The sequence below is a fragment of the Priestia sp. JV24 genome, from assembly GCF_025910025.1.
In the GTDB taxonomy this organism is placed as follows: domain Bacteria; phylum Bacillota; class Bacilli; order Bacillales; family Bacillaceae_H; genus Priestia; species Priestia megaterium.
This window is the reverse complement of sequence record NZ_JAPCIN010000016.1, coordinates 372,737-398,500: the sequence shown is the minus strand read 5'-3', so window position 1 is coordinate 398,500 and position 25,764 is coordinate 372,737. Positions and strand designations below refer to the sequence as shown.

Annotated in this window: 24 protein-coding genes, 3 tRNA genes and 1 rRNA gene; 23 read left to right on the top strand and 5 right to left on the bottom strand. The window is 39.0% G+C overall.

Going from position 1 to position 25,764, the window contains the following annotated elements:
- The first annotated feature begins 18 nt into the window (after positions 1–18).
- The 6 genes from rrf (at position 19) to OK414_RS14505 (ending at position 1,437) form a co-directional block, all read left to right on the top strand.
- Positions 19–134, top strand: a 5S ribosomal RNA gene (gene rrf / locus OK414_RS14530).
- A 204-nt stretch (positions 135–338) separates the two neighbouring features.
- Positions 339–412, top strand: a tRNA-Trp gene (locus OK414_RS14525).
- 23 nt (positions 413–435) lie between these two features.
- Positions 436–512: transfer RNA gene (locus tag OK414_RS14520), tRNA-Ile, on the top strand.
- Positions 513–551: 39 nt separating this feature from the next.
- Positions 552–623, top strand: a tRNA-Glu gene (locus tag OK414_RS14515).
- Between the two features lie 211 nt (positions 624–834).
- Positions 835–1,182, top strand: a complete 348-nt coding sequence (locus OK414_RS14510) for a hypothetical protein (RefSeq protein ID WP_016766131.1) — start codon at positions 835–837, stop codon at positions 1,180–1,182.
- A 48-nt stretch (positions 1,183–1,230) separates the two neighbouring features.
- Positions 1,231–1,437, top strand: a complete 207-nt coding sequence (locus tag OK414_RS14505) for a hypothetical protein (protein WP_016766132.1) — start codon at positions 1,231–1,233, stop codon at positions 1,435–1,437.
- A 35-nt stretch (positions 1,438–1,472) separates the two neighbouring features.
- Here OK414_RS14505 and OK414_RS14500 read toward each other — a convergent pair whose 3' ends face one another.
- Entirely contained in the window at positions 1,473–1,583 is a 111-nt protein-coding gene (locus tag OK414_RS14500) for an HU family DNA-binding protein (RefSeq protein WP_141235325.1), read from the bottom strand.
- Between the two features lie 222 nt (positions 1,584–1,805).
- Here OK414_RS14500 and OK414_RS14495 point away from each other — a divergent pair, with 222 nt between their 5' ends.
- The 3 genes from OK414_RS14495 to OK414_RS14485 all read left to right on the top strand — a co-directional run bounded on the left by OK414_RS14495 (position 1,806) and on the right by OK414_RS14485 (position 3,849).
- A complete protein-coding gene (locus OK414_RS14495; protein ID WP_013083544.1) occupies positions 1,806–2,084 on the top strand; it encodes a hypothetical protein in 279 nt (92 codons plus the stop codon).
- A 255-nt stretch (positions 2,085–2,339) separates the two neighbouring features.
- Complete coding sequence (locus OK414_RS14490) at positions 2,340–3,341, top strand: DUF3231 family protein (protein ID WP_263045895.1); 1,002 nt, start codon at positions 2,340–2,342, stop codon at positions 3,339–3,341.
- A gap of 160 nt (positions 3,342–3,501) precedes the next feature.
- Positions 3,502–3,849, top strand: a complete 348-nt coding sequence (locus OK414_RS14485) for a DUF805 domain-containing protein (RefSeq protein ID WP_016766135.1) — start codon at positions 3,502–3,504, stop codon at positions 3,847–3,849.
- Between the two features lie 32 nt (positions 3,850–3,881).
- Here OK414_RS14485 and OK414_RS14480 read toward each other — a convergent pair whose 3' ends face one another.
- Both OK414_RS14480 and OK414_RS14475 read right to left on the bottom strand, forming a co-directional pair.
- Entirely contained in the window at positions 3,882–5,066 is a 1,185-nt protein-coding gene (locus OK414_RS14480) for an iron-containing alcohol dehydrogenase (RefSeq protein WP_016766136.1), read from the bottom strand.
- Between the two features lie 54 nt (positions 5,067–5,120).
- On the bottom strand, positions 5,121–5,969 hold the full coding sequence (locus tag OK414_RS14475; protein ID WP_095380340.1) for an AhlS family quorum-quenching N-acyl homoserine lactonase: 849 nt from the start codon (positions 5,967–5,969) through the stop codon (positions 5,121–5,123).
- A gap of 324 nt (positions 5,970–6,293) precedes the next feature.
- On the opposite strand from OK414_RS14475, the gene OK414_RS14470 reads away from it, so the two are divergent.
- From OK414_RS14470 to OK414_RS14440, 7 genes are all read left to right on the top strand, one after another.
- Positions 6,294–7,682: a sigma-54 interaction domain-containing protein gene (locus OK414_RS14470; RefSeq protein ID WP_263045894.1), complete on the top strand. Its 1,389-nt coding sequence runs from the start codon at positions 6,294–6,296 to the stop codon at positions 7,680–7,682.
- Positions 7,679–8,776: a sugar diacid recognition domain-containing protein gene (locus OK414_RS14465; RefSeq protein WP_095380338.1), complete on the top strand. Its 1,098-nt coding sequence runs from the start codon at positions 7,679–7,681 to the stop codon at positions 8,774–8,776. Before OK414_RS14470 ends, OK414_RS14465 begins: the two co-directional genes overlap by 4 nt.
- A 126-nt stretch (positions 8,777–8,902) precedes the next feature.
- Entirely contained in the window at positions 8,903–10,171 is a 1,269-nt protein-coding gene (locus tag OK414_RS14460) for a GntP family permease (protein WP_263045893.1), read from the top strand.
- A 21-nt stretch (positions 10,172–10,192) separates the two neighbouring features.
- Positions 10,193–11,329, top strand: coding sequence for a glycerate kinase (locus OK414_RS14455; RefSeq protein WP_263045892.1), 1,137 nt, complete (start codon positions 10,193–10,195; stop codon positions 11,327–11,329).
- A gap of 325 nt (positions 11,330–11,654) precedes the next feature.
- Positions 11,655–12,554, top strand: coding sequence for an alpha/beta fold hydrolase (locus OK414_RS14450; RefSeq protein ID WP_263045902.1), 900 nt, complete (start codon positions 11,655–11,657; stop codon positions 12,552–12,554).
- A gap of 164 nt (positions 12,555–12,718) precedes the next feature.
- Complete coding sequence (locus tag OK414_RS14445) at positions 12,719–13,180, top strand: GNAT family N-acetyltransferase (protein WP_264363536.1); 462 nt, start codon at positions 12,719–12,721, stop codon at positions 13,178–13,180.
- Between the two features lie 70 nt (positions 13,181–13,250).
- A complete protein-coding gene (locus OK414_RS14440; protein WP_034651244.1) occupies positions 13,251–13,466 on the top strand; it encodes a DUF3951 domain-containing protein in 216 nt (71 codons plus the stop codon).
- 9 nt (positions 13,467–13,475) lie between these two features.
- On the opposite strand, the gene OK414_RS14435 is transcribed toward OK414_RS14440, so the two are convergent.
- Positions 13,476–14,231: a hypothetical protein gene (locus OK414_RS14435; RefSeq protein ID WP_074896751.1), complete on the bottom strand. Its 756-nt coding sequence runs from the start codon at positions 14,229–14,231 to the stop codon at positions 13,476–13,478.
- A 332-nt stretch (positions 14,232–14,563) separates the two neighbouring features.
- On the opposite strand from OK414_RS14435, the gene OK414_RS14430 reads away from it, so the two are divergent.
- The 6 genes from OK414_RS14430 (at position 14,564) to abc-f (ending at position 22,370) form a co-directional block, all read left to right on the top strand.
- A complete protein-coding gene (locus OK414_RS14430) occupies positions 14,564–15,598 on the top strand; it encodes a LacI family DNA-binding transcriptional regulator (RefSeq protein ID WP_095380334.1) in 1,035 nt (344 codons plus the stop codon).
- Between the two features lie 311 nt (positions 15,599–15,909).
- A complete protein-coding gene (locus OK414_RS14425; protein WP_034651251.1) occupies positions 15,910–17,169 on the top strand; it encodes an ABC transporter substrate-binding protein in 1,260 nt (419 codons plus the stop codon).
- A gap of 89 nt (positions 17,170–17,258) precedes the next feature.
- Entirely contained in the window at positions 17,259–18,191 is a 933-nt protein-coding gene (locus tag OK414_RS14420; protein WP_128820500.1) for a carbohydrate ABC transporter permease, read from the top strand.
- Positions 18,191–19,021, top strand: coding sequence for a carbohydrate ABC transporter permease (locus tag OK414_RS14415; RefSeq protein ID WP_034651257.1), 831 nt, complete (start codon positions 18,191–18,193; stop codon positions 19,019–19,021). The genes OK414_RS14420 and OK414_RS14415 overlap by 1 nt, the downstream gene beginning before the upstream one ends.
- Positions 19,022–19,047: 26 nt before the next feature.
- A complete protein-coding gene (locus OK414_RS14410; RefSeq protein WP_014459694.1) occupies positions 19,048–20,370 on the top strand; it encodes an alpha-glucosidase/alpha-galactosidase in 1,323 nt (440 codons plus the stop codon).
- Between the two features lie 371 nt (positions 20,371–20,741).
- Positions 20,742–22,370, top strand: a complete 1,629-nt coding sequence (gene abc-f / locus OK414_RS14405; protein ID WP_263045890.1) for a ribosomal protection-like ABC-F family protein — start codon at positions 20,742–20,744, stop codon at positions 22,368–22,370.
- A gap of 221 nt (positions 22,371–22,591) precedes the next feature.
- Here abc-f and OK414_RS14400 read toward each other — a convergent pair whose 3' ends face one another.
- A complete protein-coding gene (locus tag OK414_RS14400) occupies positions 22,592–24,724 on the bottom strand; it encodes a GDYXXLXY domain-containing protein (RefSeq protein WP_095380329.1) in 2,133 nt (710 codons plus the stop codon).
- A 352-nt stretch (positions 24,725–25,076) separates the two neighbouring features.
- On the opposite strand from OK414_RS14400, the gene OK414_RS14395 reads away from it, so the two are divergent.
- Positions 25,077–25,379, top strand: a complete 303-nt coding sequence (locus tag OK414_RS14395) for an EndoU domain-containing protein (protein ID WP_234943432.1) — start codon at positions 25,077–25,079, stop codon at positions 25,377–25,379.
- Positions 25,380–25,764: the final 385 nt, after the last annotated feature.

Here is a 25,764-nt window from a genome sequence, read left to right as displayed (position 1 = left end):
TAATTATTGAGATACAGGTCTGGTGGCGATAGCGAAGAGGTCACACCCGTTCCCATACCGAACACGGAAGTTAAGCTCTTTAGCGCCAATGGTAGTTGGGACTTTGTCCCTGTGAGAGTAGGACGTTGCCAGGCAATTCAATGATAAGGACCCTTATTAACCTCTTGTAAAAGAGCATAGGGGTTTTTTATTTGGAACATTCTATTATAAGTAATGAAAACAACGCTGTTTATAGCGCTTATATAGATTTTTTTGGAGGATTAGCTCAGCTGAGAGAGAACCTGCCTTACAAGCAGGGGGGTCGGCGGTTCGATCCCGTCATGACTGCTACTTTTTATAGGGGCATAGTTTAAAGGTAGAACTACGGTCTCCAAAACCGTCAGTGTGGGTTCAATTCCTACTGCCCCTGCCATTTTAGATACATATGAGGATTAAGGGCCTATAGCTCAGCTGGTTAGAGCGCACGCCTGATAAGCGTGAGGTCGGTGGTTCGAGTCCACTTAGGCCCACCAGTATAACAAACCGTTAAGTTAAACTTAAAAAACAATCTTGGCCCGTTGGTCAAGTGGTTAAGACACCGCCCTTTCACGGCGGTAACACGGGTTCGAATCCCGTACGGGTCATCGAAAGAGCAGTTTGCATTTGCAAACTGCTCTTTTATTTATGTTAGATAACTACAGATTTTGATTGAGCCTGTATAAAATTCTAATGTGAAAACTTCAAAATCTTTGAGTCTAATCTCTGAAATTTGAACATAACGATACTAGTACTTTAAGAATAACACTAGGATAACGTGCTATAATGGATAAAACTGAATACTAGGGGTAATGAACAATGGAGGAATTAAAGCGAAAAAACCAAGGTGCTGCGGAACTAGACGAAAAGGGATTTAAGTGGATGCGTTTCGTCAGCTTCTTTATGATTGTGAACCTCATTTTCACCGTAGCTTTAGTAGCAGTTGTTCTAATAGTTCCACAAATTCAAGAAACTTTTCAATGGGTAGCATTTGGTGTATATGGGTTTACAGTTCTTTATCTCATCTTTATGCGTGAAGTAGCCTTTAAAAAGACATATGATTCTTTAGCAGTTTGGATGCGCACTGTATGGAATTTTAGTTTTATTGCTAGTGCGTTTGGGGCCATTAGCATGTTTATAGGGAACACTCACTGGACTTTATTTTAAAGGAATCTGTCTTCTTGTGTTGAAAGTGAAAGTAAGGGAGGAATTTATATGAATCCATATGAACAATTACAATTAAACAAAGAAGTAGAAGCGATTGCTAAACAACGAATTGAAATTCATAAACAGCGAATAAAGTTATCTGAAGAGTTAGAGCAAGACTTTGATAATACAGAGCTCCAAAATAAAATTATTGAGTTAGAAGAAGAAAGTCAAAAACTAAAGAAAAAGAGTGAAGCTTTACAAGCTAACTATTAAACATCCTCTCAGGGTGTTTTTTTAATCAACGTATTTTAAAAAAATTGTGATTTTATTGAAGCTATAAGCTTAATCGCTTTTTTTGCGTCTTGTTTTGTTAATTCTGATTTTGAAGCAACAGCATCAATAAATTCAGCTTTATTCATATCTAAATACCTCATTCCTTACTGTGTATAGTCTGTGTAGACAAAAAATATATCATAGTTTCCTTATAAAGGATCAAACCTATGTTCTTTTAAATGCATCATGCATCTGCTAGAAAACTCTAAAAAAGTTAACATTGCATGTTTTGTTTCCCTTTTGTTAGGGAAATGGAAATAAAAGAAAGATAAAAATGATTAAAAATGAGGAGAAGGAGTGGCAAAAAAGTGGTATATAGTCAAGCGGTAAGAAAACCTGAGTTTCAACAAGCGGAATCGGAAGGGTTAAATGAAGCCATTCACGAGTACATAACTCGTCGTACACGTCACAATGCACCGGTTGTGGATGCGCTTCGATATATTATGACCATTGAACATAAACATGAACGTATGCAGGTAGCAGCAGAACTGTTCGGATCAGCTATTCAACGTGTAAAAGATCAAGATATTATTCAATATCTAAAAAAATGCGGAAGCTACAAAAGAATTTCTGATACGATGGAATAAAAACGTTTTCTTTGAAAAAGCGCCTTTAATGAGAGGGGGCTTTTTTTGTTTCCTCCATTTAAAAGCGAGGGTAAATACATAGAATTCTTCCAATTTGTGCATAGTAAATGAAGCAGAATTAATTGAGGAAGAGACAGAGCTGTGTATCTGGCTGCGGGGAGGAATGTTAAGGTCGAGAATAAAGTCTTCATTACAGATACCCACTCGTGAACAAATGAAGATTTACGTATGTATCCCTAGCAGGAGGTTGAGTGCATGAGTCAAGAAATACCGTTAAGTTCAAGTGAAATTGCTACTCTTTGGATGACCTATCAGCAAAAAACAATGACCCAAAGAATTTTAGAATATTTTATTGCGCACGCAGAAGATGACGGGGCAAAAGAAATTATGCAAGATACGCATATGCAAGTTGTGAACTATATTGAAGATATCAAAATGATTCTAAAAAATGAAGGGGCAGCCATACCGGTAGGATACACAGAAAAAGACGTAAATGTCGGTGTTCCTAAGCTTTATGATAAAGTGTTTGATATTATGTTTCTTCGCCTTTTAAAAGAAATTAGCATGGGGCTACATACGCTTCATTTAACCATGTCCTACAGAAAAGACATGATCTCTCTATATAAAGAGCTTACCGCTTTCACGCAAAGTGGCTATGACAAATGTGTAGATTATCTTCAGGAAAAAAACGTGCTTCCAAGGCCTCCAGCTGTTTCAGTACCTAAAACAGTGAAGTTTGCTGAAGGTACAGATTATATGAATGGCCTCCATTTATTTTCCAGTAAACGTGCATTAAATACTGTAGAGGTAGCGCATATTTATTATGCTATTGAAAGCAACATTCTTGGCATGCAAATGATCACAGGGTTTGCTCAAGTAGCAAGTGAGCCTGAAGTAAAGAAGTATTTTGTAAAAGGAAAAGAGCTGGCTAAGAAAATTGTAAGTGATTATAGCAAAATTCTTTTAGAGAGCGATATTCAGACGCCTGCAACGTGGGGAGCGAAAGCGACCGAGTCAAAAGTAGCACCTTTTTCAGATAAACTAATGATGTACTGCGTGAGTTTGTTCTGCAGTTTTGGGCTGGGAAGCAACGCTCTAGGCACTGCATTTAGTTTACGTGGAGATCTTCCTCTTACTCTTGTCAGTACGGCCAAAGACATTTTAACATACGGGCAAGACGGGGGAAAAATCATGGCCAAAAACGGGTGGCTTGAGGAACCGCCAAGTATGGAAGACCGAAATGATTTGATTAAATAGAAAAGCATAATACATTACGAAAACTTCTTTTTTTGAAAGAAGTTTTTTCTTTTGTATAAAAAATGTCGTTATTTGTTCGTTTAACGGTTTGTTTTTTGAATAAAAAGGATATATAAACTATAAATTTACAATTTTATACTAAAAAAGGAGGGTGTTGCATATGAAGTGGTACATAAAAGTGTTGAAAAATTACGGGACGTTTTCTGGCAGAGCAAGCCGAACTGAATACTGGATGTTTGTATTGGTCAACTTTGTTATTTCATTTATTCTTTCTTTCATTCAGTTCGTTATTGATAAGCCTCTTTTTCTGCCGGTAATCTACTCGCTATTGATTGCAGTCCCTTCGTTAGCGGTAGGAGCAAGAAGGCTCCATGATACGGGAAAAAGCGGATGGTGGCAGCTCATTACATTAGTTCCGCTTATTGGCGGTATTTGGCTAATTGTCTTATTCTGTCAGCCTAGTGACCCTAAAGAGAATCGTTTTGGTACAACGGCTAAAGCAGCATAAATAGAACTCCCCCTTAGGTAAGGGGGAGTTCTTTAGTGTAGAGGTTCTACTATAGCGCCATCATAAGCCGATTGGTAAATAGCTCGTATGTCTTTCTCATGAAGAGGCAAAGGACTGCGAGCGAGAATTCGTTTTTGCTGGACGCCATCTCCTGTCAGCTTTTGAAGGGCACTTTCTGGAATATCAAATCCGCGAAGAGTTTGAGGAATGCCCACGTCTTTGACAAGTGACTGCAGCTGTTTCACACACTGATAAGAAGCTTCTTCTTCTGATAAAGAGGTAGCGTTTCCGCCTAGTGCTTCAAAAATATCCCGCATCTTTTCCACGCAGCTGCTGCGTATGTAACCCATCACATATGGAAGCAATACGGCGTTTGATTCACCGTGTGAAATATGAAACTGTCCACCTAACGGATAGGCAAGTGCATGAACACCGGCTACGCCTGCGTTAAAAAAAGCAAGTCCCGCTAAATAGCTTCCGTAGCTCATCTGAGTTCGCGCTTCTTTATCTTTGCCGTTTTCTACAGCTGTTCTTAAAGAAGAGCTAATCATGCGTATAGCCTTTAGTGCTAAGGCATCGGTTGCTGGATTTGCATTTACTGATACATAAGCTTCAACGGCATGAGTTAATGCATCAACCCCTGTAGCCGCCGTTACTTTAGAAGGCACGCTTAGCGTAAGCTCAGGATCTACAATGGCAGCGTCTGCAAGCAAATAGTCGTGGGTCACAACGTCTTTTGTGCTTTCAAGAGATAATACAGAAATATTCGTTACTTCTGAACCCGTGCCGGAAGTTGTAGGAATTAAAATTTTAGGAAGACCTTTTTTTGAAATTTGTTTTGTACCAGTTAAGTTCAAGTATTCTTCTACAGCGCCGTCGTGAGCGGCTAAAACGGCCGTAAGTTTTGCTAAATCTAATGCGCTGCCCCCACCAACTCCAATGACTAAATCAAATTTTTGGCTTTTTGCGTAAGATACGAGTTTTTCACCAAGCGCTAAAGGCGGCTCTGGTGCCGTATCTGCGTATACATCTACTTCATACCCATTTTGGATAAGAGGAGCACTCACTTTATCTACAAGTCCAATGTCTTTTAACACGGGATCTGTGACGATTAAAATATGAGCAGGATGATATTTTTTCACTTCCGGAAGCAGTTGTTGAAGTGAGCCCCATCCTGTATAGCTGAGAGGGGTGAAAACTAGTTTTGAGATGGTCATTTGTTTGCCCTCCAATTTATAGAAAAATTTTTTATCTTAAGCAGTTGCTTGATTTCACTCGTAATAACCTTCAGTAGATTTGCGGAACTGCTGAAATTGATTTGCATCGTGACCAAACCAAACTTGCGAATTAGTTTCGTAGGCTAGACGGCGTATACGTTCAACCGTGTTTGCATACCCGAGAGAGTCGTAGATAATACCGGGTGGTTTCACAGGAGGACCATAGCTCTCAGCTGTATAGATTGCATCAGATGCTAAGATAATGCCACCTGTTTCAGGCAAATGAACATGAAGGCCAAGCATACCCCAAGCATGTCCGCTTCCAAAGTTCAAGACATTAATTCCTTCTGCCAGTTTAATGGTATCTTCGTTTCGTTTAATCGTTTTCCAATGAAGGTCATTTTTTATCCACGCGTCAATGTCAGCCCAAATATAAGCACCTTCTTTTTGATTGCGTGCATAAGACTGAAGGGTGCCGTTTAACTCATCTTCATGAACAATAACAGTAGCGTTAGTGAACAATTCTAAGCAGCCAGCATGATCAAGATGAAGGTGGGAAGCAACAACAAATTTAATTTCTTTAGGATCCACCCCTAATTGTTCTAATCGATTCGGTAAATAACATTCTTCTGTAGCTGAGTAAGGAAACATTTGTTGAGTTGCTTCAGTCCAGCGCCCTTGTGGTCCCATTGATTCAGGATTGCAGGCTGTATCAAACAGAATTTTCCCTTCCGGATGATCGATTAATACAGTATAAATTGGAAACTCTACAAAATCCGTAGGTGTATGAGGGTTCTTAACAGTTGCTGGGTTATGCATTGCAAGCATCCAGTTTTTATCCATTTGCATCGAGCCGTTATCCATTACATAAAGCTTTGAGTTAGGTTTAATAATATTACACATACAATAGCCTCCTAAATGTAGCGGGATTTTTATTTGTACTTTTAAAATGACTCTGTACTGCATTTACCCTATATTCTGGAGAGAATAATCCTTTTTAGAAGGGGGAGAGACTCTCTCCTGTTCTTTCAACATACTAAACTGCAATTTCTATGCCATTATTCAAAAAGTAAATATTACCCCAGTTTTCCTTGGAGTTTTATAACCATGTGCTGAAAGTATTCACCGCTTTTAGAAGGAAAAAGCCTATTGTACATTGAATGGATAGTGGTGAAAAGTTTCACCGTATATTGGCGGAAATTCACCATAAGAAAGGAATATGAAATAATGACTTCTTTTAAAGAAAAAAAAGATTTGACGAACGAAACGTTACAGGCCATTATTGAATTCTCTACGGACGGAATATATGTAGTAAATAAAAAGGGAATAACGATATATGTAAATGAAGCTTATGAAACAATCACAGGAACCAATAAACAAAACGTATTAGGAAAGCATATGCAAACCGTTATAGATGAAGGATATATTGATCAATCTGTTTCCCTACTTGTGTTAGAAGAAAAAAAACGGCGCTCTATTATGCAAACGATTTCAAGCGGAAGAGACGTTATGGTAACAGGAAATCCAGTGTTTAACAAACAAGGTGAAATAGAGCTCGTTGTTACCACTGTACAGGATATTACACAGTTAAACGCAGTTAAAAAAGAGCTGTTAAAGGTAAAAGAGTTTTCACATATGAATGCAAATAAATACGCTGTAAAAGTGAATGGGTCGGAACAGCCCCTAGTGTTTCAAAGCAATAGGATGAACATGGTTTATCAGCAAGCCAAACGAGTAGCTCCGTTTCCTACAAGTATTCTTCTATCAGGTCCCTCAGGATCGGGAAAAGAAGTAGTCGCTAATCTTATTCATGATTCAAGCGATAGAAACAATCAGCCCTTCATTAAAGTGAACTGCGGAGCCATTCCTGAACCGTTGCTAGAATCAGAGTTATTCGGCTATGAAAAGGGAGCTTTTACTGGCGCTAGAACAGAAGGGAAAATAGGACTGTTAGAACTCGCTGATGGCGGAACCTTGATGCTTGATGAAATTGGTGAAATGCCAATTTCCTTGCAAGTAAAACTGCTTCGAGTGTTACAGGAAAAGCAGGTACAGAAAATTGGAGGAACTAAAACAAAAAGTATCGATATACGAATCATTTCGGCAACAAATCAACATCTAGGAGAGCTTATTAAAAAGGGTAGGTTCCGTGAAGATTTATACTATCGTTTAAAGGTAGTTGAAATCACCCTTCCGCATTTATCTCAACGTAAAGAGGATATTAGTTTACTCGTTGATCATTACGTTTCCTACTTTTGCAGCTTGTATTACGTCCAAAAGCGCATATCAAATAAAGCGAAGCAAATGCTAGAAGCGTACCAATGGCCGGGAAATGTAAGAGAGCTTCGAAATATGGTTGAGAATATGATTGTGTCTATTCCTGGTGAAACAATTGAAGCCCATCATTTACCTTTTCATACTTATAATGAAGATGAAAAATGTGATTATTTACCTCTAAAAAAGAAAGTGGAGCAGTTTGAACAGCGGCTCGTTAAAGAAACTATCCAACATTGTTCATCACTCCGGCAAGCAGCGAAAGAATTAGGTATCGATCATTCTACTTTGATAAAGAAACTAAAAAGATGGGAATGTAAAGAAAGAGAGGAGCAGGCTTGAGATACGTAACAAAAGAATTAGCTCAGAAAATTGTGTGTAGAACGATGGAGATTATTGATTGCAACATTAACGTAATGAACGAAAAAGGAGTCATTATTGGTTCGGGTGACAAAAATCGAATGAATCAAATCCACGAAGGAGCGCTAATGGTATTAAAAAGCGGCAGTTCCTACGAAATCACTCAGCAGCAGGCTGACTCGCTGCGAGGGGCCAAACCGGGCGTGAATTTGCCTATTTTCTTTAACGGAGAAATTGTTGGAGTCGTGGGGTTAACAGGACTGCCAGAACAAATTCGTAATTACGGAGAGCTTGTGCGCATGGCGGCTGAAATGATTTTTCAAGAAATGATTTTAATAGAGGAAATTCAATGGGATGAACGATTAAAAGAAGAGCTGGTTCATCAGCTTCTTCAACAAGAAGATCCGTTTGACTCTTTATTTTTTGACCGGGCGAATCGCTTTGATATTAATTTATACCTTCCACGAGTGGCAGTGATTGTTACAGCTGACAATCGCCATGAAGTTATGAAACTTGTAAAGAAATACATAGCTAATAATGACTTATACGCTATGCTTCCAGACGGAGTGGTCATATTAAAATCTACAGAAACAGGCAGCGCTAGCAGCTATGCGGAACAGCTGGAAAAACAGCTTCGGGCGTCTGGTATGGTGTGTAAGTTAGCGGCAGGATCTTTTCAAGCTGATTTTAAAGGCCTTCATGTATCTTATCAGCAGGCAAAAGATACGCTTGCGGTCGGTTCAAAGCTTCATCCAGAAGCTGATTTCTACTGCTATGCGGATTATCAAATTCCCGTACTGTTACGTCAACGCGCCGGTTTTCAAGAAAATCATGATCTGTTGGATCACTATAAAAAGCTAAAGGAATATGATAAGAAAAAAGAACTTATCGAAACGTTAACGGTCTACATAGAAGAAAATGGCGAAGGAAGCACGGCAGCTAAAAAGCTTTTTATACATCGAAATACGCTAAGCTACCGTCTAGATAAAATCCAAAGCATCACGGGAAAAGATCCAAGGAAAGTAAAAGACCTCCTCGAACTGTATGTAGCGCTACTGTTATCTAAAATTTCATAATTGTGCACGTGCATAAAAGATCTTGCGATAGCAAGGTCTTTTTTTGTTGAAGTGACTAATGAAAGAATTGAAGGTAGCGCTTACAATTAGCGTTGGGGATAGAAGAAACAAGAAAGGGGATGCTTTATGGACGTTCAAGTAAGCGCATTAGGCGCGATTTGTGCATTAGTAATTGCCATTATATTAATCTTAAAGAAAGTGGCTCCTGCATACGGAATGATAGCCGGATCTTTAATTGGAGGACTGATTGGCGGAGTTAATATTGCTGATACCGTTACTTTAATGATTGAAGGGGCACAAGGCATCATTCCCGCAGTGCTGCGAATTCTTGCAGCTGGTATATTGGCCGGGGTATTAATAGAATCAGGTGCAGCAGCGGTTATAGCAGAAACCATTGTAAAAAAACTAGGGGAAACAAAAGCGCTTTTAGCTCTAGCGCTAGCCACACTCATTCTTACGACAGTAGGTGTGTTTGTTGATGTGGCTGTGATCACAGTGGCGCCTATTGCTTTAGCCATTGCTAAACGTACGGGTATGTCAAAGCCTGCTATTTTACTAGCAATGATTGGAGGAGGAAAGGCAGGAAATTTAATGTCTCCTAATCCTAACGCTATTGCTGCTTCGGACGCATTCAATATTCCACTTACATCCGTGATGGCTGCAGGAATTATTCCCGCTGTATTTGGCGTAGCGGTCACTTATCTAATAGCCAAACGATTGGTGAAAAAAGGAACAATGGTTGAAGCTGAAGAAATAGATACAGTGGATGCAAGCAGCTTGCCGCTGTTTTTAACGGCTATCATAGCACCAATTGTTACCATCGTGCTACTGGCGCTACGCCCGCTTTTTGATCTTAATATTGATCCAATGGTTGCGCTTCCTGTAGGAGGGATTGTTGGTGCCATTGTGATGAAAAAAGGAAAACAACTTAATACATATGCTATTTCTGGATTAGGGAAAATGTCAGGTGTAGCCATTATGCTGCTTGGAACGGGGACACTAGCAGGAATCATTGCTAACTCTCAGCTAAAAGACGTGATTATTCAAGGCTTGTCTGCCATTGGATTGCCAGCTTATGTTTTAGCTCCGGTTTCAGGTATTTTTATGTCAGCGGCAACTGCTTCGACAACCGCAGGAACAGCAGTCGCAAGCCAAGTTTTTGGATCGACAATTTTAGAGCTAGGCGTTTCTGCTTTGGCCGGAGCTGCTATGGTTCATGCCGGAGCGACCGTACTTGATCACCTTCCGCACGGAAGCTTTTTTCACGCAACGGGCGGAAGTGTAAATATGAAAATAAAAGAACGCTTAAAATTAATACCGTACGAATCGCTTATTGGACTCATCATGGCAATTGTATCCACGCTTATATTTGGTGTATTAAAGCTATACGGCTAAAAATAAAAGGAGTGTTTGCGGATGAAAATTGTAATTGCGCCAGATTCATTTAAAGAAAGCTTAACGGCTCTGCACGTCTGTGAAGCCCTGGAAAAAGGAATAAAAACTCATTTTCCCAACGCGGAGATTAGCAAAGTACCTATGGCAGACGGTGGAGAAGGGACCGTTCAGTCGCTTGTGGACGCGACGGGCGGACAAATTATACAAGCTAAGGTAACCGGACCTTTAGGTAAAGAGGTGGAAGCTTTTTACGGAATTCTTGGAGACGGCAAAACGGCTGTTATTGAAATGGCAGCCGCTTCAGGTCTTCATCAAGTTCCTATGGATGAACGCAATCCGCTTATAACTACAACGCGAGGAACCGGGGAGCTCATTCTTAAAGCATTAGATCAAAAAGTAAAGCATATCATTATTGGCATCGGAGGAAGTGCTACAAATGATGGAGGAGCCGGTATGGCAAAAGCTTTAGGGGCAAAGCTTCTTAATACTAACGGAGCAGAAATAAAAGAAGGAGGCGGCAGTTTAAACCAGTTAGCTGCTATTGATCTTACAAACTTCGATTCTCGGCTTGCTGAAGTCAAAGTAGAAGTTGCGTGCGACGTAGACAATCCGTTAACGGGTGCAACCGGAGCATCTGCGGTATTTGGCCCTCAAAAAGGTGCAACTCCTGATATGGTTAAACAGCTTGACCGTAATCTAGCTCATTACGCAGCGGTTATTGAAAAAGAAATGGATATTCATATTCAAAGTGTTCCTGGTGCGGGAGCGGCAGGAGGGCTTGGCGGCGGCCTGCTGGCATTTTTATCTGCGGAGTTAAAGCCAGGTGTAGACATTGTCATTGAAGCAACTCAGTTAGAAAGCTATATTAAAAATGCCGATCTTGTCATTACTGGTGAAGGAAGAATAGATGGTCAAACCATTTACGGAAAAACACCCATCGGCGTAGCCAAAACAGCAAAAAAGCATAGCGTTCCCGTGATCGCAATAGCAGGAAGCATTGGAGCGGGAAGCGAAGCTGTGTATGAACACGGTATTTTTGCTTTATTCAGCGTCGTGCCTGGGGCAGTGACTCTTCCGGAAGCGCTAGAAAAAGCTGGTGAAAATATTGAAAGAACGGCTAAAAACGTAGCGTCAGTTATACGCTTAGGAATCAAGTGAAGGAGTTACAGTTTTTATTATTCCCTTTTTAATAAATAGTAAAAGGTCTCTTCCATAAGAAGAGGCCTTTTTTTCGTTTAGTGCTGAAGTAAGCTGCTATCATTCTTTTAAATTTTATATAGGAAATAGAACTAAACGTTTTCTGAAGCGTCATAGTAAGTAAGCAGTTACAAAGATTCGTTAGCATTCTCGTCGGCTTACTAACTGCTACTTACGGAAAGGAGAGGTAAACGTGCAAAAAAAGTTTAGGTTCTTGAGAATTCTACAAAATGTGATAGTAGCTATATTGGGGATATGCATCATTTGGGTTGTAACGAATCAAGTAATGACGGCAGTGGAAAAGAAAAAGTATCCGCCTATTGGTCAATTAGTAGAGGTTAATGGCAGAGATATTCATGTATATACAAAAGGTAAAGGGGAAAATACGATTGTACTACTAAGCGGGTTGGGAACGACTGCGCCTGCACTGGATTTTGAACCGTTAGTAAATGAACTGTCAAAGGATAATAAAGTCGTGGTGGTAGAACCATTTGGATACGGATGGAGTGACATTACGAATAAAAAACGAACGGTAGAAAATAGTGTAAGTGAAATGAGAGAAGCCTTGCAAAAATCGGATATAAAAGGCCCGTATATATTAATGCCGCACTCAGTTTCTGGCGTTTACAGCATGTATTACGCTAATAAATATCCAGATGAAGTAAAAGCAGTTATTGGAATAGACCCTACGTTGCCAAAAGCGCTGGATTATTTTAAAGAAGAAGCGCCGAATATACCAAGTTTGATGAGTGTTTTAGCGCCAAGTGGACTTGCTCGCTTAGCCCTGCTTACTAGTCCTAATCAGTATCTACCGCTAGCCGAAGAAGGAACGTATACAACAAAAAATTTAAAAATGACAAAAGTAATCTCCAGCTGGAAAGGCTACAACAAAAACGTCATCGATGAAGCGAAAGAACTGAACAACAATATAAATAAAACTCTCGATATGTCATTTCCTTCAAAGACGCCCGTAATGATTTTTACTAGAAAAGTAGACAAAGAACCAAAAGAGGGAAAATCAAATATTACGTTTTACCAAAATCAATTAAGTCACGTATCGTCGCAAAAGCTAGTTGTTTTACAAGGACATCACTATTTACATTGGACGAAGTACAGAGAAATGAGCGAATATGTGAATGATTTTATAGATACATCTATTAATTCAAGTAAAAAGAAATACAGTTGATCTAAGAAAAGGAGTCCTAACATTGGATCTCCTTTTTCTAGTACAGTGAAGAACGATAACTAATTTAGTCGTTCTACGTCTATAAATGTTATAATTAACCAATAACTGGAATGTTTTATATATAAATGAATTTCAAGAAAGTTGATAGGAAAAGGAGTAATATGATGAAAAGTCAAGTTCGTTTACTAAGGGATAAAGAATTAGAAGAAGCAGCAATCATCTATACAAGTGTTTTTAGTGGGTCACCGTGGAATGAGCCTTGGAGTATAAACACTGCTTATGCTCGTTTATACGATATCAGTAAAACTCCAGGTTACATAGGGATAGGTTACTTCCACAGTAAAAATAATAAACTCGTAGGATTTGTAGTAGGAAATGAAGAACAGTGGGCGAACTATAAGACGTTTTATGTAAATGAAATTTGTGTGTTAAGCAACACTCAGCAAACTGGCATAGGAACGAGTCTTTTATCTTTCCTTAACGAGTTACTTATACAAAAAGAAGTGAAAGAAGTCTACATGTCTACTGAAAGAGGCCAAGGCAAACCAGAACGTTTTTTTGAAAAGAACGGTTTTGTTACTCATGAATCCCGTATACTGATGACAGTGAATGTAGATGAAATATAAGTGGATGGGTGTAGGGGATCCGCTTTGTTATTTCAGGAGGCACGGTTCATAAAGCAGGAGGAAATAATTTATGATTTTTTCGCTACTAGTTTTAGTCGCTATTTTAACGGTGAGTATTCCGCTGATGATTATTATTATTAAAACAGTTTGGCACCGAAAGCTTCCTCGTAATTACTATACGCCGTTTGACTATCTTGCTGCACAAACAGAAGAAGAGTTTCATGAAGAGCAAAATGAACGAGAACTAGAAGAAAAAGAAGGAGATGTTGCAAACAGAAAGAGCTAAAGGTCGTTTTCAACTCCTTCTGTTTACAGCCCACTCCTCCACAATTTCCGTAAATTCCCTTAGGTGTTCTTCAAATATTCGTTTTCGATGTCCGTTTGCTCCTGATGGATGTGGAAAGCCAAATAAATACGTATGCTGAGAAAGCGAAGATTCACTTGAAAGTTTTCTTAAAACATTTTCAACTGCTTTTCCTAGCGGAACGATTAAGCACGGATTCTTTATTTCGTTCAATTCCTGTGGAAACACTTCAAAAGCATAGTGTGAAAGAAGTGCTGATCGTTCAATTGGCGGCTGATGACCCGTATAGTTTTTTCCTTTGTAAAACACAGGATACTTTAATACGGACGTTGTATGCAGCATATCTCGCTGTGAAGCAAATAACTCAGCGGCACTGTCCATACCTATCGCTTTTTGAACGCCGCATCGATCTAACATGTCTATTAAATTTACTCTCATCGTTCCGCTAAAGCTAGCGGCTTTTTTTGTTTCGTACAGTACTTGTTCAAGCGGATGATGATGGGACAGGCTGGAAACGCATTGTTTAAAAGCGGTTTTCATTTGAAACCAGCCTGGTGTGATGCCGGCAATAATAATATGAGCTTCTGGATTTATGTAATCGTTATGGGGTGAGTAGTACATGCTTAGTTCCTTTTCTTGACCGATTAAAAAGTCTTTTTGCAACAGCTGTTCTTTCGTGAAATTCATATTATGTAATTGTTGAAGGGCAGGCAGACATTGTTGAAAATAAGAATGTTGGCTAATCATATGCTCTCTCTTTCCTTATCAGTATTTCTCCTTTTATTTTCCCCAACAAACCGTTTTATATCAAATATGAACAAATTCTTATGAAAATTAATATTTACTAAAAGTTTACTTAAGTTTTAGTGCGGTGTGATAAAAACAAAGTAGTAATAGCGGATTTTTGTCATTTTAACGGCGGAACTAACAAAAGAAATGAAGAATTTTGGGGAATATTTTAATAAATTTACTGAAATTTTAAAATTATTTATTGAAAGCGTTTTATTAATGTGCTATTCTTCCAATATAAGAGATAAATATTTAGTAAAAATAGAAGATTATAATAGAGAGGTAAAAAGATGGCAACTTTAAAAGATATAGCGGCGTACGCTAATGTTTCCAGTTCAACCGTATCCAGAGTACTAAATAATGATCATACGCTTTCTGTATCTGAGGTTACTCGTGAGCGCATTCTTCATGCAGCCAAGGAACTGCAATATACGCCCGTGAAGATACGAAAAGGAACGGCAAACGGAAAAGACATAGAAGCTCCAAAGATAGGTATTATTTTTGCTCAATCCCTTGAAGAAGAGTTAGTAGACCCTTTTTTTTCTTCTATTCGCCATGGAATAGAAAGTCAATGCGCAGAAAAAGAAATTTTTACAGTAAAGTCATTTAGACTAAAAGGCATGAAGCAAGAAGAGCTGCTGCAGGATCTTGATGGAGTAATTGTAGTGGGAAGAGTTAGTCCAGAAACGGTTCAAGAAGTGAGCAATCATTTAGATACTATTGTTTTTATCAATCACAAAGCGGATGAGGATTTGTACGATTCGGTCATGATTGATTTTGAGAAAGCTACTAAACATGCATTAAATCATTTATTTGACCTCGGTTATAAAAGAATTGGCTATATCGGAGGGACAGAAAGAGAACATTATATCAACGGAAGTTCTATTATTGAAGATCAGCGTCAAACGGTTTTTGAACGCGTTATGCATGAAAAAGGCCTGCTCGATTCTGAGAAAGTTTATGTCGGCGAATATTCAATGAATGAAGGATATGAGCTGATGGGACAAGCGATTAAGCAAGGAAATCTTCCTGAGGCATTTTTTATCGCAAGTGATGCAATGGCGATAGGAGCAATGCGTGCCTTGCAGCAATCAAATATAAAGGTTCCTGAAGACGTAGCGATTGTAAGCTTTGATGATGTGGATATCGCAGCATTTGCGAGCACGCCGCTCACAACGGTTAAAGTATATACGGAAGAAATGGGAAGGCAGGCTGTTAAAATGCTAGTAGATCGGTTAAGCGGTAGATCCGTTCCCTTAAAAGTCATGGTGCCGACTAAATTAATTTATCGTGAAAGCTGCGGAGCCTTACTCAAAAAACAGTAGCCTAAAAGTTATAACTTGAAAGGGGGTGATAGAAAAGAAGAATTCATACATAAAGAGTGATAAGGGGGAAGAAAAATAGAAAAAACCATAGAAAAAGCAGGTTAAAAAGCCCTAGAAACTACATACTTATTGGCAGATAAGTATGTAAATGAAAAAGCTTTTTCATCTCTAGGACTCTTTGAACCTTTGTAAAAGTATAGGATTAAATTATAAGTGACTTTATTTCGTTGTGCAATGAATTTGTCTACGTACAAATAACTGAATATTCAGTTATTTATGTCTTGATAGAGTATAAGGAGGAAAAAAGATAAATGAAAAAGCTTACGTATCTTTTCGTTCTATTACTAGTCTTTTCTGTTGTGGCAGCGGGCTGCGGAAATAAAGAAGCGGCAACAGGCGGAAATGGGAAAACAACGTTAACGCTTTTTTCTACGATGAGTAATAAAGGCGAGAGAAAAGCGCTTCAAAACGCGATTGCAGAATTTGAAAAACAAAATCCAGATATTAAAATTGATGCGAATTTTCCGGGTAACGGCTATGAAGATATGCTTCGTGTGAAAATGGGTGCAAATGATATGCCTGATTTATTTGATACGCACGGCTGGTCTCAGCTTCGCTACAGTGAGTATGTAGCAGATTTAAAAGATATGGATTGGGTTCAGCATTTGGATCCGGCGCTAAATCAAATTTTAAAAGATAAAAGCGGCAAAGTGTATGCGTATCCTTTAAATCAAGCAAAAGACGGAATTAGCTATAATGCGACACTGTTAGAAAAATACGGAATAAAGCCTCCTAACACAATGGATGAATTTATAACAGCGTTAGAAACAGTAAAAAAGAAGAGCAAAGGAGAAGTAGCGCCTCTATGGATTCCAGGAGGGGAAAACGGCAATATTGCTCAAGTGTTTGATCAGCTGGCTACACCTCAGCTTATTACAGCAAAAAATAAGAACTACGCTAAGCAGTTGGAAAAAGGAACATTTAATTGGTCAAACTACACGCCGCTAGCGGAAACAATGGCAGAAATGAAGAAGAAAGGGCTGCTGAATGAAGATGTATTAACCGCAAAAGTATCTCAAGCAACGGAATTAATGGCTCAAAATAAAATTGCTTTCACATTTGTGGGCGGATCTCTTGGACCGGATGCAACAGAATTAAATCCTGAAGTAAAAGTAGGAACGGTACCGGTGCCTGCTATTCATAAAGGCGGTACGCAAAGCTGGATTGGCGGAGAGCGCTTTACTCTTGCTGCGTGGAAGGATTCTAAGCACCTTAAAGAAGCCAAGAAATTTATTGAATTTGTGTCACAGCCGGAAGTTGCCAAAAAGATTGCCGAAGGAACGTCTTCAGCATCGGCTCTGACAAACAATAAAACCCAAAACTACTACTCTAAATACTACGATAAGTATAGCGATATTAAAGTTGAGCCATACTTCGACCGAAAGTATTTACCAAGCGGCATGTGGGCAGTGATGTCTTCTACAGGTCAAGAATTGCTAGCGGGAAGTTTAACGCCAAAGCAATTATCAAAAGAGATGGAAAAAGAGTACAAGCGTCTCAGTAAACAATAAAATAGTGTACAAAAGTTCTTTGTTCGCCGAGAAGCAGGGAGATAGGCTTCTGCATCTTTTCAACACAAGCTGAAATAGGAGTGAACACGATGAATGAATTAGTCAGGAAAGGGCCGGTTTCTGTAGTAAGAGATACGAAAAAACGAAAGAAAAAATTAAAAACAGAGTCCTCTTTATGGTGGATGTACCTTCCCGGCTTAGTAATTATCACCGTTTTTATTATCTATCCTTTTATTAACGGAATTAGACTTTCCTTTACTAATTGGAATGGATTTTCACAAACGTACGATTGGATTGGGCTCCAGCAGTATAAACGTTTGCTTGCAGATCCAACGACTTGGCTTGTGATAAAAAATACGCTGCTCTACGGAATAGGCAGTACTATTTTTCAAAATATTATTGGCTTGTTATACGCTTTGCTTCTGAATCAAAGCATTAAAATGAAAGCTGTAACAAGAACAATTGTCTATCTTCCAGTTATTATCAGCCCAATTATTATGGGGTATATCTGGTACTTCTTTTTTGCCTACCAAGGAGGCGCTTTAAATGACCTTCTTGTATTTTTAGGCTTTGAGAAGATTAATGCTTTAGGAACTCCGGAGCTTAACTCTTGGATTATCGTGTTCGTCAATACGTATCAATTCGTTGGAATTGCGATGATTATTTATTTAGCAGGGCTGCAAAGTATTTCAAAAGATTACTACGAAGCAGCGCAGCTTGACGGAGCATCTGCTCTTCAGCAGTTTAAAAACATCACGCTTCCACTGCTTATGCCTTCGATTACAATTAACGTCGTTTTAAATATTATCGGGGGTTTAAAACTGTTTGACGTCATTGTTGCGCTGACAGGAGGAGGACCTGGAGATGCATCGCAGTCGATGTCTACTTTTATGTATGACTTATATTTTAGAAGACAAGACGCCGGCTATGCAGCAACTCAAGGTGTGTGCATGGCGCTTATTATCTTAGTCATTAGCTTATCAGCACTTGTGTACTTTAAACGAAAGGAGACAGAAGCGTGATGGACTATACAAATAAACGGAAAAAACGATTTTTTACCTTTCTAGCGCTTTGTATAACGCTCGTTCATATTGTCCCTTTTTATATTCTAGTTACGACTTCTTTAAAAGCAACCGGGGATTTTAGTTCCAAATGGGTATTTCCAAAAAGCATACACCTTGAAAATTTCACAGCGGCTTGGGAGCAAGCGAATTTAGGCAGTTCTTTTATGAATACGTTTATCATTACGTTCGTTTCGGCGGTTCTGCTTATTTTTTTAGGATCAATGGCTGCGTATCCTCTAGCGCGCCGCCAAACGAAACTAAATAAGTACGTCTATTTTATCTTTATCGCCGTGATGGTAATACCGCCTCTAACAGCATTAGTTCCACTGTACAAAATGGTTGTAAATATGGGGATGATGAACACATACCAAATTGCTATTTTAAATAATGTCGCAGCATTTTTGCCGCTAACAATCTTTTTGTATGCGGGTTTCATTCGCTCCACTATTTCTAAAGAGCTCGAGGAAGCAGCAAGAATTGACGGTGCCGGCACGTTAACGATTTTCTTTAAAATCGTATTTCCGCTGCTAAAGCCTGTTACTGCATCCATTTTAATTATTGCCAGCGTCTATATTTGGAACGACTATCAGTTTGCAATTTTCTTCCTTCAAGATAAGGAAATGCATACATTAACCGTTACGTTAGCAAGCTTTTTTGCCGAAAATCAAAATAATCTTAGCTTAGTAGGAGCAGCTGCGATTATTGCAATGCTTCCAATGACCATTTTATTTTTAGTGCTGCAAAAATACTTTATTGCAGGGCTTTCATCAGGATCTGTAAAAGGATAAAACCAATACGAGGAAGGAAGATGACGATGTCTAAAATCACATTTATCGGAGCGGGAAGTACAGTTTTTGCAAAAAATATTTTAGGAGACTGCATGTTTGTGCCTGCTTTAGCTGGCTTTGAATTTGCGCTATACGATATAGATGCTGAGCGTTTAAGAGATTCGGAAAATATGCTAAATAATCTAAAAGAAAACTATAAAGTGAATATTACGGTTAAAGCCTATTTGAACCGCAGAGAAGCTTTAACAGGAGCAAAGTATGTGATTAATGCCATTCAAGTAGGCGGTTACAAACCAAGCACCGTCATTGATTTTGAAATTCCTAAAAAATACGGCTTGCGTCAGACGATTGGAGATACAGTAGGGATTGGAGGAATCTTCAGATCACTGCGCACGATTCCGGTCCTGTTTGATTTTGCAAAAGATATTGAAGAAGTATGTCCAGATGCGCTGTTTTTAAATTACACCAATCCAATGGCAACACTAACGGGTGCAATGCTGCGCTATACCAATGTAAAGACGGTAGGCCTTTGTCACAGTGTCCAAGTATGTACAAAAGATTTATTTGATTCTCTCGGAATGGATCATGAAGGAATACAAGAGAAAATCGCAGGCATTAACCATATGGCATGGCTGCTAGAAGTAAAAAGAGATGGACAAGACTTATACCCAGAAATCAAACGTCTAGCAAAAGAAAAACAAAGAACAAAGCATCACGATATGGTGCGTTTTGAGCTAATGGATAAGTTCGGTTATTATATTACCGAATCGTCTGAGCATAACGCAGAGTATCATCCATACTTTATTAAACATAAATATCCAAATCTTGTTGATCAGTTTAACATCCCTCTTGATGAATACCCGCGCCGATGCGAAGAGCAAATTAGCAATTGGGAATCAATGAGAGAAGAAATGGTTAACAACAGTCAGTTAACTCATACACGTTCACATGAGTACGGATCTAGAATCATTGAAGCAATGGAGACAAACGTGCCGTTTAAATTTGCCGGTAACGTATTGAATACCGGGGGCTTAATTAGTAACCTGCCGACAAAAGCGTGCGTAGAAGTTCCATGTGTTGTAGACCGAAGCGGCATTATGCCGACTTATGTAGGAGACTTACCTGAGCAGCTTGCGGCGTTAAATCGTACGAATATTAATACGCAATTGCTAACAATTGAAGCAGCAGTCACTAGGAAAAGAGAGCACATCTATCAAGCAGCGATGCTAGATCCTCATACAAATGCGGAATTATCTATGGATGACATCATTCGTATGTGCGATGATTTAATTGAAGCGCACGGCGAGTGGCTGCCTGATTTTACAGGGAAAGTGAACCAATACGTGTAATAAAAGAATCCTCAGCTGAGATCAGCTGAGGATCTTTTGTGCTTAGGAAAAGAAGGTAATATCATCCAAATCGATATTGACATTTAAAAAACTTCATCATACACTGTAAGAAGCAAGTCATTTTATACTAAGAAAGGAAAGGTACCGTAGACAATGGATAAGTAATCCTATTTTTTTAGACATTCTTTTAAAACTTTATTTTAAATGAACATTTGTCTAGATAGGATTAGTCTGTACATTTTTAGGTGCCATTTCTATATGTCTTATATGAAGTGATTTCTCCCTTTTTTTACTCTATAAAAAGGGTGCATATTTGCGTATGCCTAATTATGACCTCTAATCCTCTCTAGAAATCCTAGGGAGGTTTTTTTATGTTATTGTTAGAAGCTATAAATATTGAAAAAAGCTATGGAGATCGCCTGCTTTTTCAAGCAGAGAAACTTCAAGTACATCGCGGAGAGCGAATTGGAATTGTGGGGAAAAACGGAGAAGGCAAATCGACGTTGCTTCATATTTTAATGAAAAAAATGAGTCCAGATCAAGGAATTGTGCAAACATATGGCCGTTCCTCACTGATTCCTCAGCTTGATGTTCAAGCTACAGGAGACGTTTCTCCTGAGATGAAAAGCCAGTGGAACGTGCCAACTGAAGCCGACTTTCTTAGCGGAGGAGAAGAAACAAGAAAGAAAATTGCTGCTGCTCTTTCATCCGGCGCGGAACTGCTTGCAGCTGATGAGCCAACGAGCCACTTAGATGTAAAAGGCGTAGAAAAATTTGAAGAAGAAATGAAGTCTTTTACAGGCAGTCTGCTGTTGATTTCACATGATCGAGAATTATTAAACCGCCTTTGTACGTCCATATGGGAAGTAGAAGACGGCAAAATTAACTGTTATGAAGGCAATTATCAAGAATATGTGACGCAAAAAAAACATGCGGTTGAAAGACAGCAGTTTGAATATGAACAGTATGTAAAAGAAAAGCAGCGGCTCGAACTGGCGTCTGAAGAAAAAAGCCAAAAATCAAAGTCGCTTAAAAAAGCGCCGAGCCGCATGGGCAACTCTGAAGCGAGACTTCATAAGCGAGCGGTCGGAAAACAAAAAGCGAAGCTAGATAGAAGCGCAAAAGCGATTGAAACAAGAATTGAAAAGCTGGAAAAAAAAGAAAAGCCAAAAGAAATGGAAGAAATTCATTTTGACCTGTCGCAGTTTCACCAAGTACACAGCAAGCAGGTACTGAGCTTTGACAAAGTATCAGCATCAGCTGGTAATCATATGTTGTTTCAAAATCTAAAAGGCGGTGTGAAGCCAGGAGCGAAAGTAGCGATTGTCGGCAAAAACGGCGCCGGAAAATCTACGCTGCTGAATATGATTGAGCAGCGAGCAGAAGGCATCACGGTTGCGAAGCCTGTAAAACTCGGCTTTTTCCATCAGCGTCTTGAAAATCTAGATCCCGCTAAAAGCATTTTAGAAAACATTAAAGAAGACAGTCCGTACACCGAGCAGTTTATTCGTACGGTGCTATCGCGCTTACTTTTTAAACGTGAAGACGTGTATAAAAAAGTAGAGATGCTAAGCGGAGGAGAACGAGTCAAAACGGCATTAGCAAAAGTCTTTTTAGGAAACTATAACGTTCTTCTTTTAGATGAACCGACCAACTATCTTGATCTTCATACAAAAGAAGCGCTTCAAGAAGTGTTAAAAGCTTATCCAGGGACGATTTTATTTGTGACGCACGACCGCTATTTTGTTAAAAAGCTTGCGACGCATGTTTTGACGTTAAAACAGTCCAAAGCGGAGCTTGCGACGATTGAAGACACGGGTAAAAGCAAAAAAGCGTCACAGCAGCAAAGTGAAGCGGAGAAACTTGCGTTTCAATTAGAATTAACAAAAGTGATTAGCGAGCTTTCTATCACGCCAGAAGGAAAAGAAAAGCAGCAGCTTGAAAAAAGATATGAAGAGCTGTTAGAAAAAAGAAAACGATTAAATGGAAAAGAAGGATAATATCACTTCGCCTAACAATGAATAAATGATGTTACTGAACATCAAAAGCGTATTGAAGGAAAAATAACGGATATGAATGTAAACGGAGCGCCCAAAAGAATAAAATGGATTGGCTATGGAATCATTATTTTCTTTGTGATTCTTATTTTAACGATGACCATCGGCGTATTTATCAATTAAAACAAAAAACAGCCGCTTCAATGTTGAAGCGGCTGTTTTTTTTATTTGCCTACTTTGGTAACGATCGCATCTCCATTTTTTCCAACGCGTACAGTAGCAAAACGAGCTTCGCTTTCCACTTTGCTGCCGGTTCCTTCTGGAATAAAGTAATGCTCAATTCCGTACTGAATTCCCCAGTCGTGATAGCTGCCCGTAATCACAACGTCTTTCTTTTTAGAAACATACGGCTTATTCCAGTCATCATCCTCTTGGTAGATTTTTGCGTATTCATACACACCTTGTTTGTTAGGGCGAAGAACGAGCTTCACTTTTTCTCCGTCTTTCACATGAGGTAAGGTAACGTGCGCAATGTCGTAATTCAGCTCAACATAATCGCCTTGCAGCAGCGAGCGCGGATCGATCGGCTGTAAAGCGAGCTTAATTTCTTTTCCGTTTTGAAGAAGCACTTCGTTTTTAGTGAAAATGCCGCCCAGCATAATAAGCTGAACAATAATGATGATCCATACAGCGGTTCGACTGCGGTCAAGAAACGACGGCTGCGGCTGATCAGGCGTTGACAGGTCCCATTTTCTGCTTAGGAAAAGAAAGATCAGACCTAAAATAACGAGCACAAGTGATTTATTAAATAAATCCCACACAAAGTCGTAATATTTCATCGCTAAAAAAACAAACCAGAAAATCATGCCGACAATAAAATCATATTTTGGCTCTTTTCGTACCGTCACAAATAAAAAGACAGTCGAAATTACAAAAAACACCGTGCAGTAAATAATATTTAAAAAAGACGGTTCGCTTAATTCAGTCAGCGACAGTAAAAAGATAAAAGCAAGAAGCAGCGCTGCTTTTTTAAACGCGTGGTGTACGTTTATCGCGTACACAGCGGCATTTAATAGAAACAAAGCGAGCAGCACATAATCTATTTTGATAGTGTCATAGTAAGCAGTGGGAACCTTTATTAACAGAAGCCCTTGCACTAGCACAAAAAGCAGCATGCGAACGGGCGTATGCTTCGTGAATACTAAAAGCGCTATAAGTGCGATGACGTAGATAAAAAACAGAATGTCGTTCACAAAAAAAGAAGCGCCGCCGCTAATTAATACGCCCATCATTAAAAGCGTATATTTTACCGTTGGAATATCTGCTTTAATTAAATAACATGCCACAATCAGCAAAACGCCAATCACAAGCATTCCGTTTGTTGGATACGTTCCTGTAATAAGTGTGACAAGTCCTCCTAAAGAGCTGCTGCCAATTACCGATGCAATGGCCGTAATCCCAATCACCGCTATTCGTTTGATTACGCGGAGCGAGGTTTTTTGTGCTGACGTGTTGGCAGTGAGCCATTTGACAAACCATACGCTTGCACCAATAAACAAAATCACGAACCCTAACGCTAAAAACAGCGACCATTCAGCGTAGTGTTTAAAAATAAAAGCGAAAAACTGTTCAATAACAAATAAAGCAAATGCCACAATGGAAATCCCTAAAAATGGCCTTTGCGGCTCCACTTTTGAAAAATAAAAAAAGGAGCTTAGTAAGAACAGCAAATAAAAAATAATAAGACCGATCCGTAAGCTAGAGCTGCCTGTGAAACCCGGCAGGGAAACAGTTAAAAAAATGTAGTGAAACAAACAAAACGCCGCATACATGATCACAGGAGACGATCGCTGTTTCTTTTTTATGATCCAAAAGATGAGTAAGTTCACAAACGCCATTCCTGCGTAAAGTAAAAGCGTCTCGTGTTCGCCTCGCTGTGAAACTGCACCTGTTGGTGAAATAAAAAAAGCCATGGTGAATTGAAATAAAACAAACGATAACACGTAAAATGGCTGATACTTTGTAAAGAGGCTAAACAAAATAACCGGCACAAGCCAAATTAAAAACAGCCAGTACGATTCAGCGTGCGTGTTGTAAATTTGAGAAAGAAGCGCGATGCTTAATCCAAATGAAAGAGCGCCGGCCAAAAGCGTCCAGTGACTTAAAAACGCCTGCTGAGGAAGCAGCTTTCGCACCGCAAATGCACTTCCGTAAAACAGCAGCATCAGCCCCACACTCAGCGCAATTTTAGTATAGCGGTCAAAGCCTTGCCAGTTCGATGCAAAGAAATATAAAATGCCGGACAAAACAAGAGCCAACCCCAGTAAATAACCGAGTCTTACGAGCTTTTCTCTCATACTCAACCTCCTCTTTATATTATGTATATACTAGCGCATGTTTAAATATTTGGAAATAGAAAGAATGAATGCGTTTTAACAAAAAAATTGTGTAAAAAGGTCTTTTAGTGGCATGGAAATAACAAGTGAAGTAGTCCGGAAATTTTGATAATAAAAGTATAATTAGAGGAGCGAAACCCGCAGGCGCCGTAAAATCCGTTCCAAAAGTAACAAACGTTCCACGTGTACCTGCACATAAAGCAACCAAAACATTGAGTGACATGCGGAATGTCGTCAGCACACAAGCAGCAAGCAACTGGTCGAAAAAGGTGTATGAACCGTTTCAAAAGGCCAGTCGAAAGCGTTGGAGAAAGTGGAAGAGTCGGGTAGTAGGGCTAATGTTGAGGGGATAAATGATCAGGATGCGGTGGTTAAGGGTGAAGGTAAATATAATACAGGAACGATGAAACATATTTATCATGGGGAAATTAATAGGCGCGGAAAAGCGGTTGGATATCATTATGAAAGTATGATGGGTGGAAAAATTATTCCTGGAACCGAGAAAAAAACTGATAAAAACGGGGTTTATGAAGCCAAAGTCGAAATTGATGGAAAGAGAAAAATAGCCAAATCAAGTTTCTTTCCAAAGGAATGGAATCGTGTAAAGTACTGTTAAGTATGTCCTATGTAAAAGTCAACATACATGTTAGGTTTTATAACATAAATTTCTGAATAATCATTTACTTATTCACTTATTTCATGGTATGTTATATGACATAGATATTGTAACTTGCAATATGAGCTGAAAATTAGTCATTACAATATATACTTATTTTTCTAAAAATGCACCTGGACGAGCCGGTGCTCTATACATATATGAATACATCTACGTATAACTAGTCAAAAAGAATGAAGGCATTTCTAATTATAGTGCTGTTTGTTCTTTCAAATGAGTATAGTTATAGTAGGTGAAATTTTCAAGGCAGTTATTTTGGTTTTTAAGCTGAATTTTTGGAATAGTTTGTTATTTTATTAATCAATGCTTTGCCACTTAGAAGTAG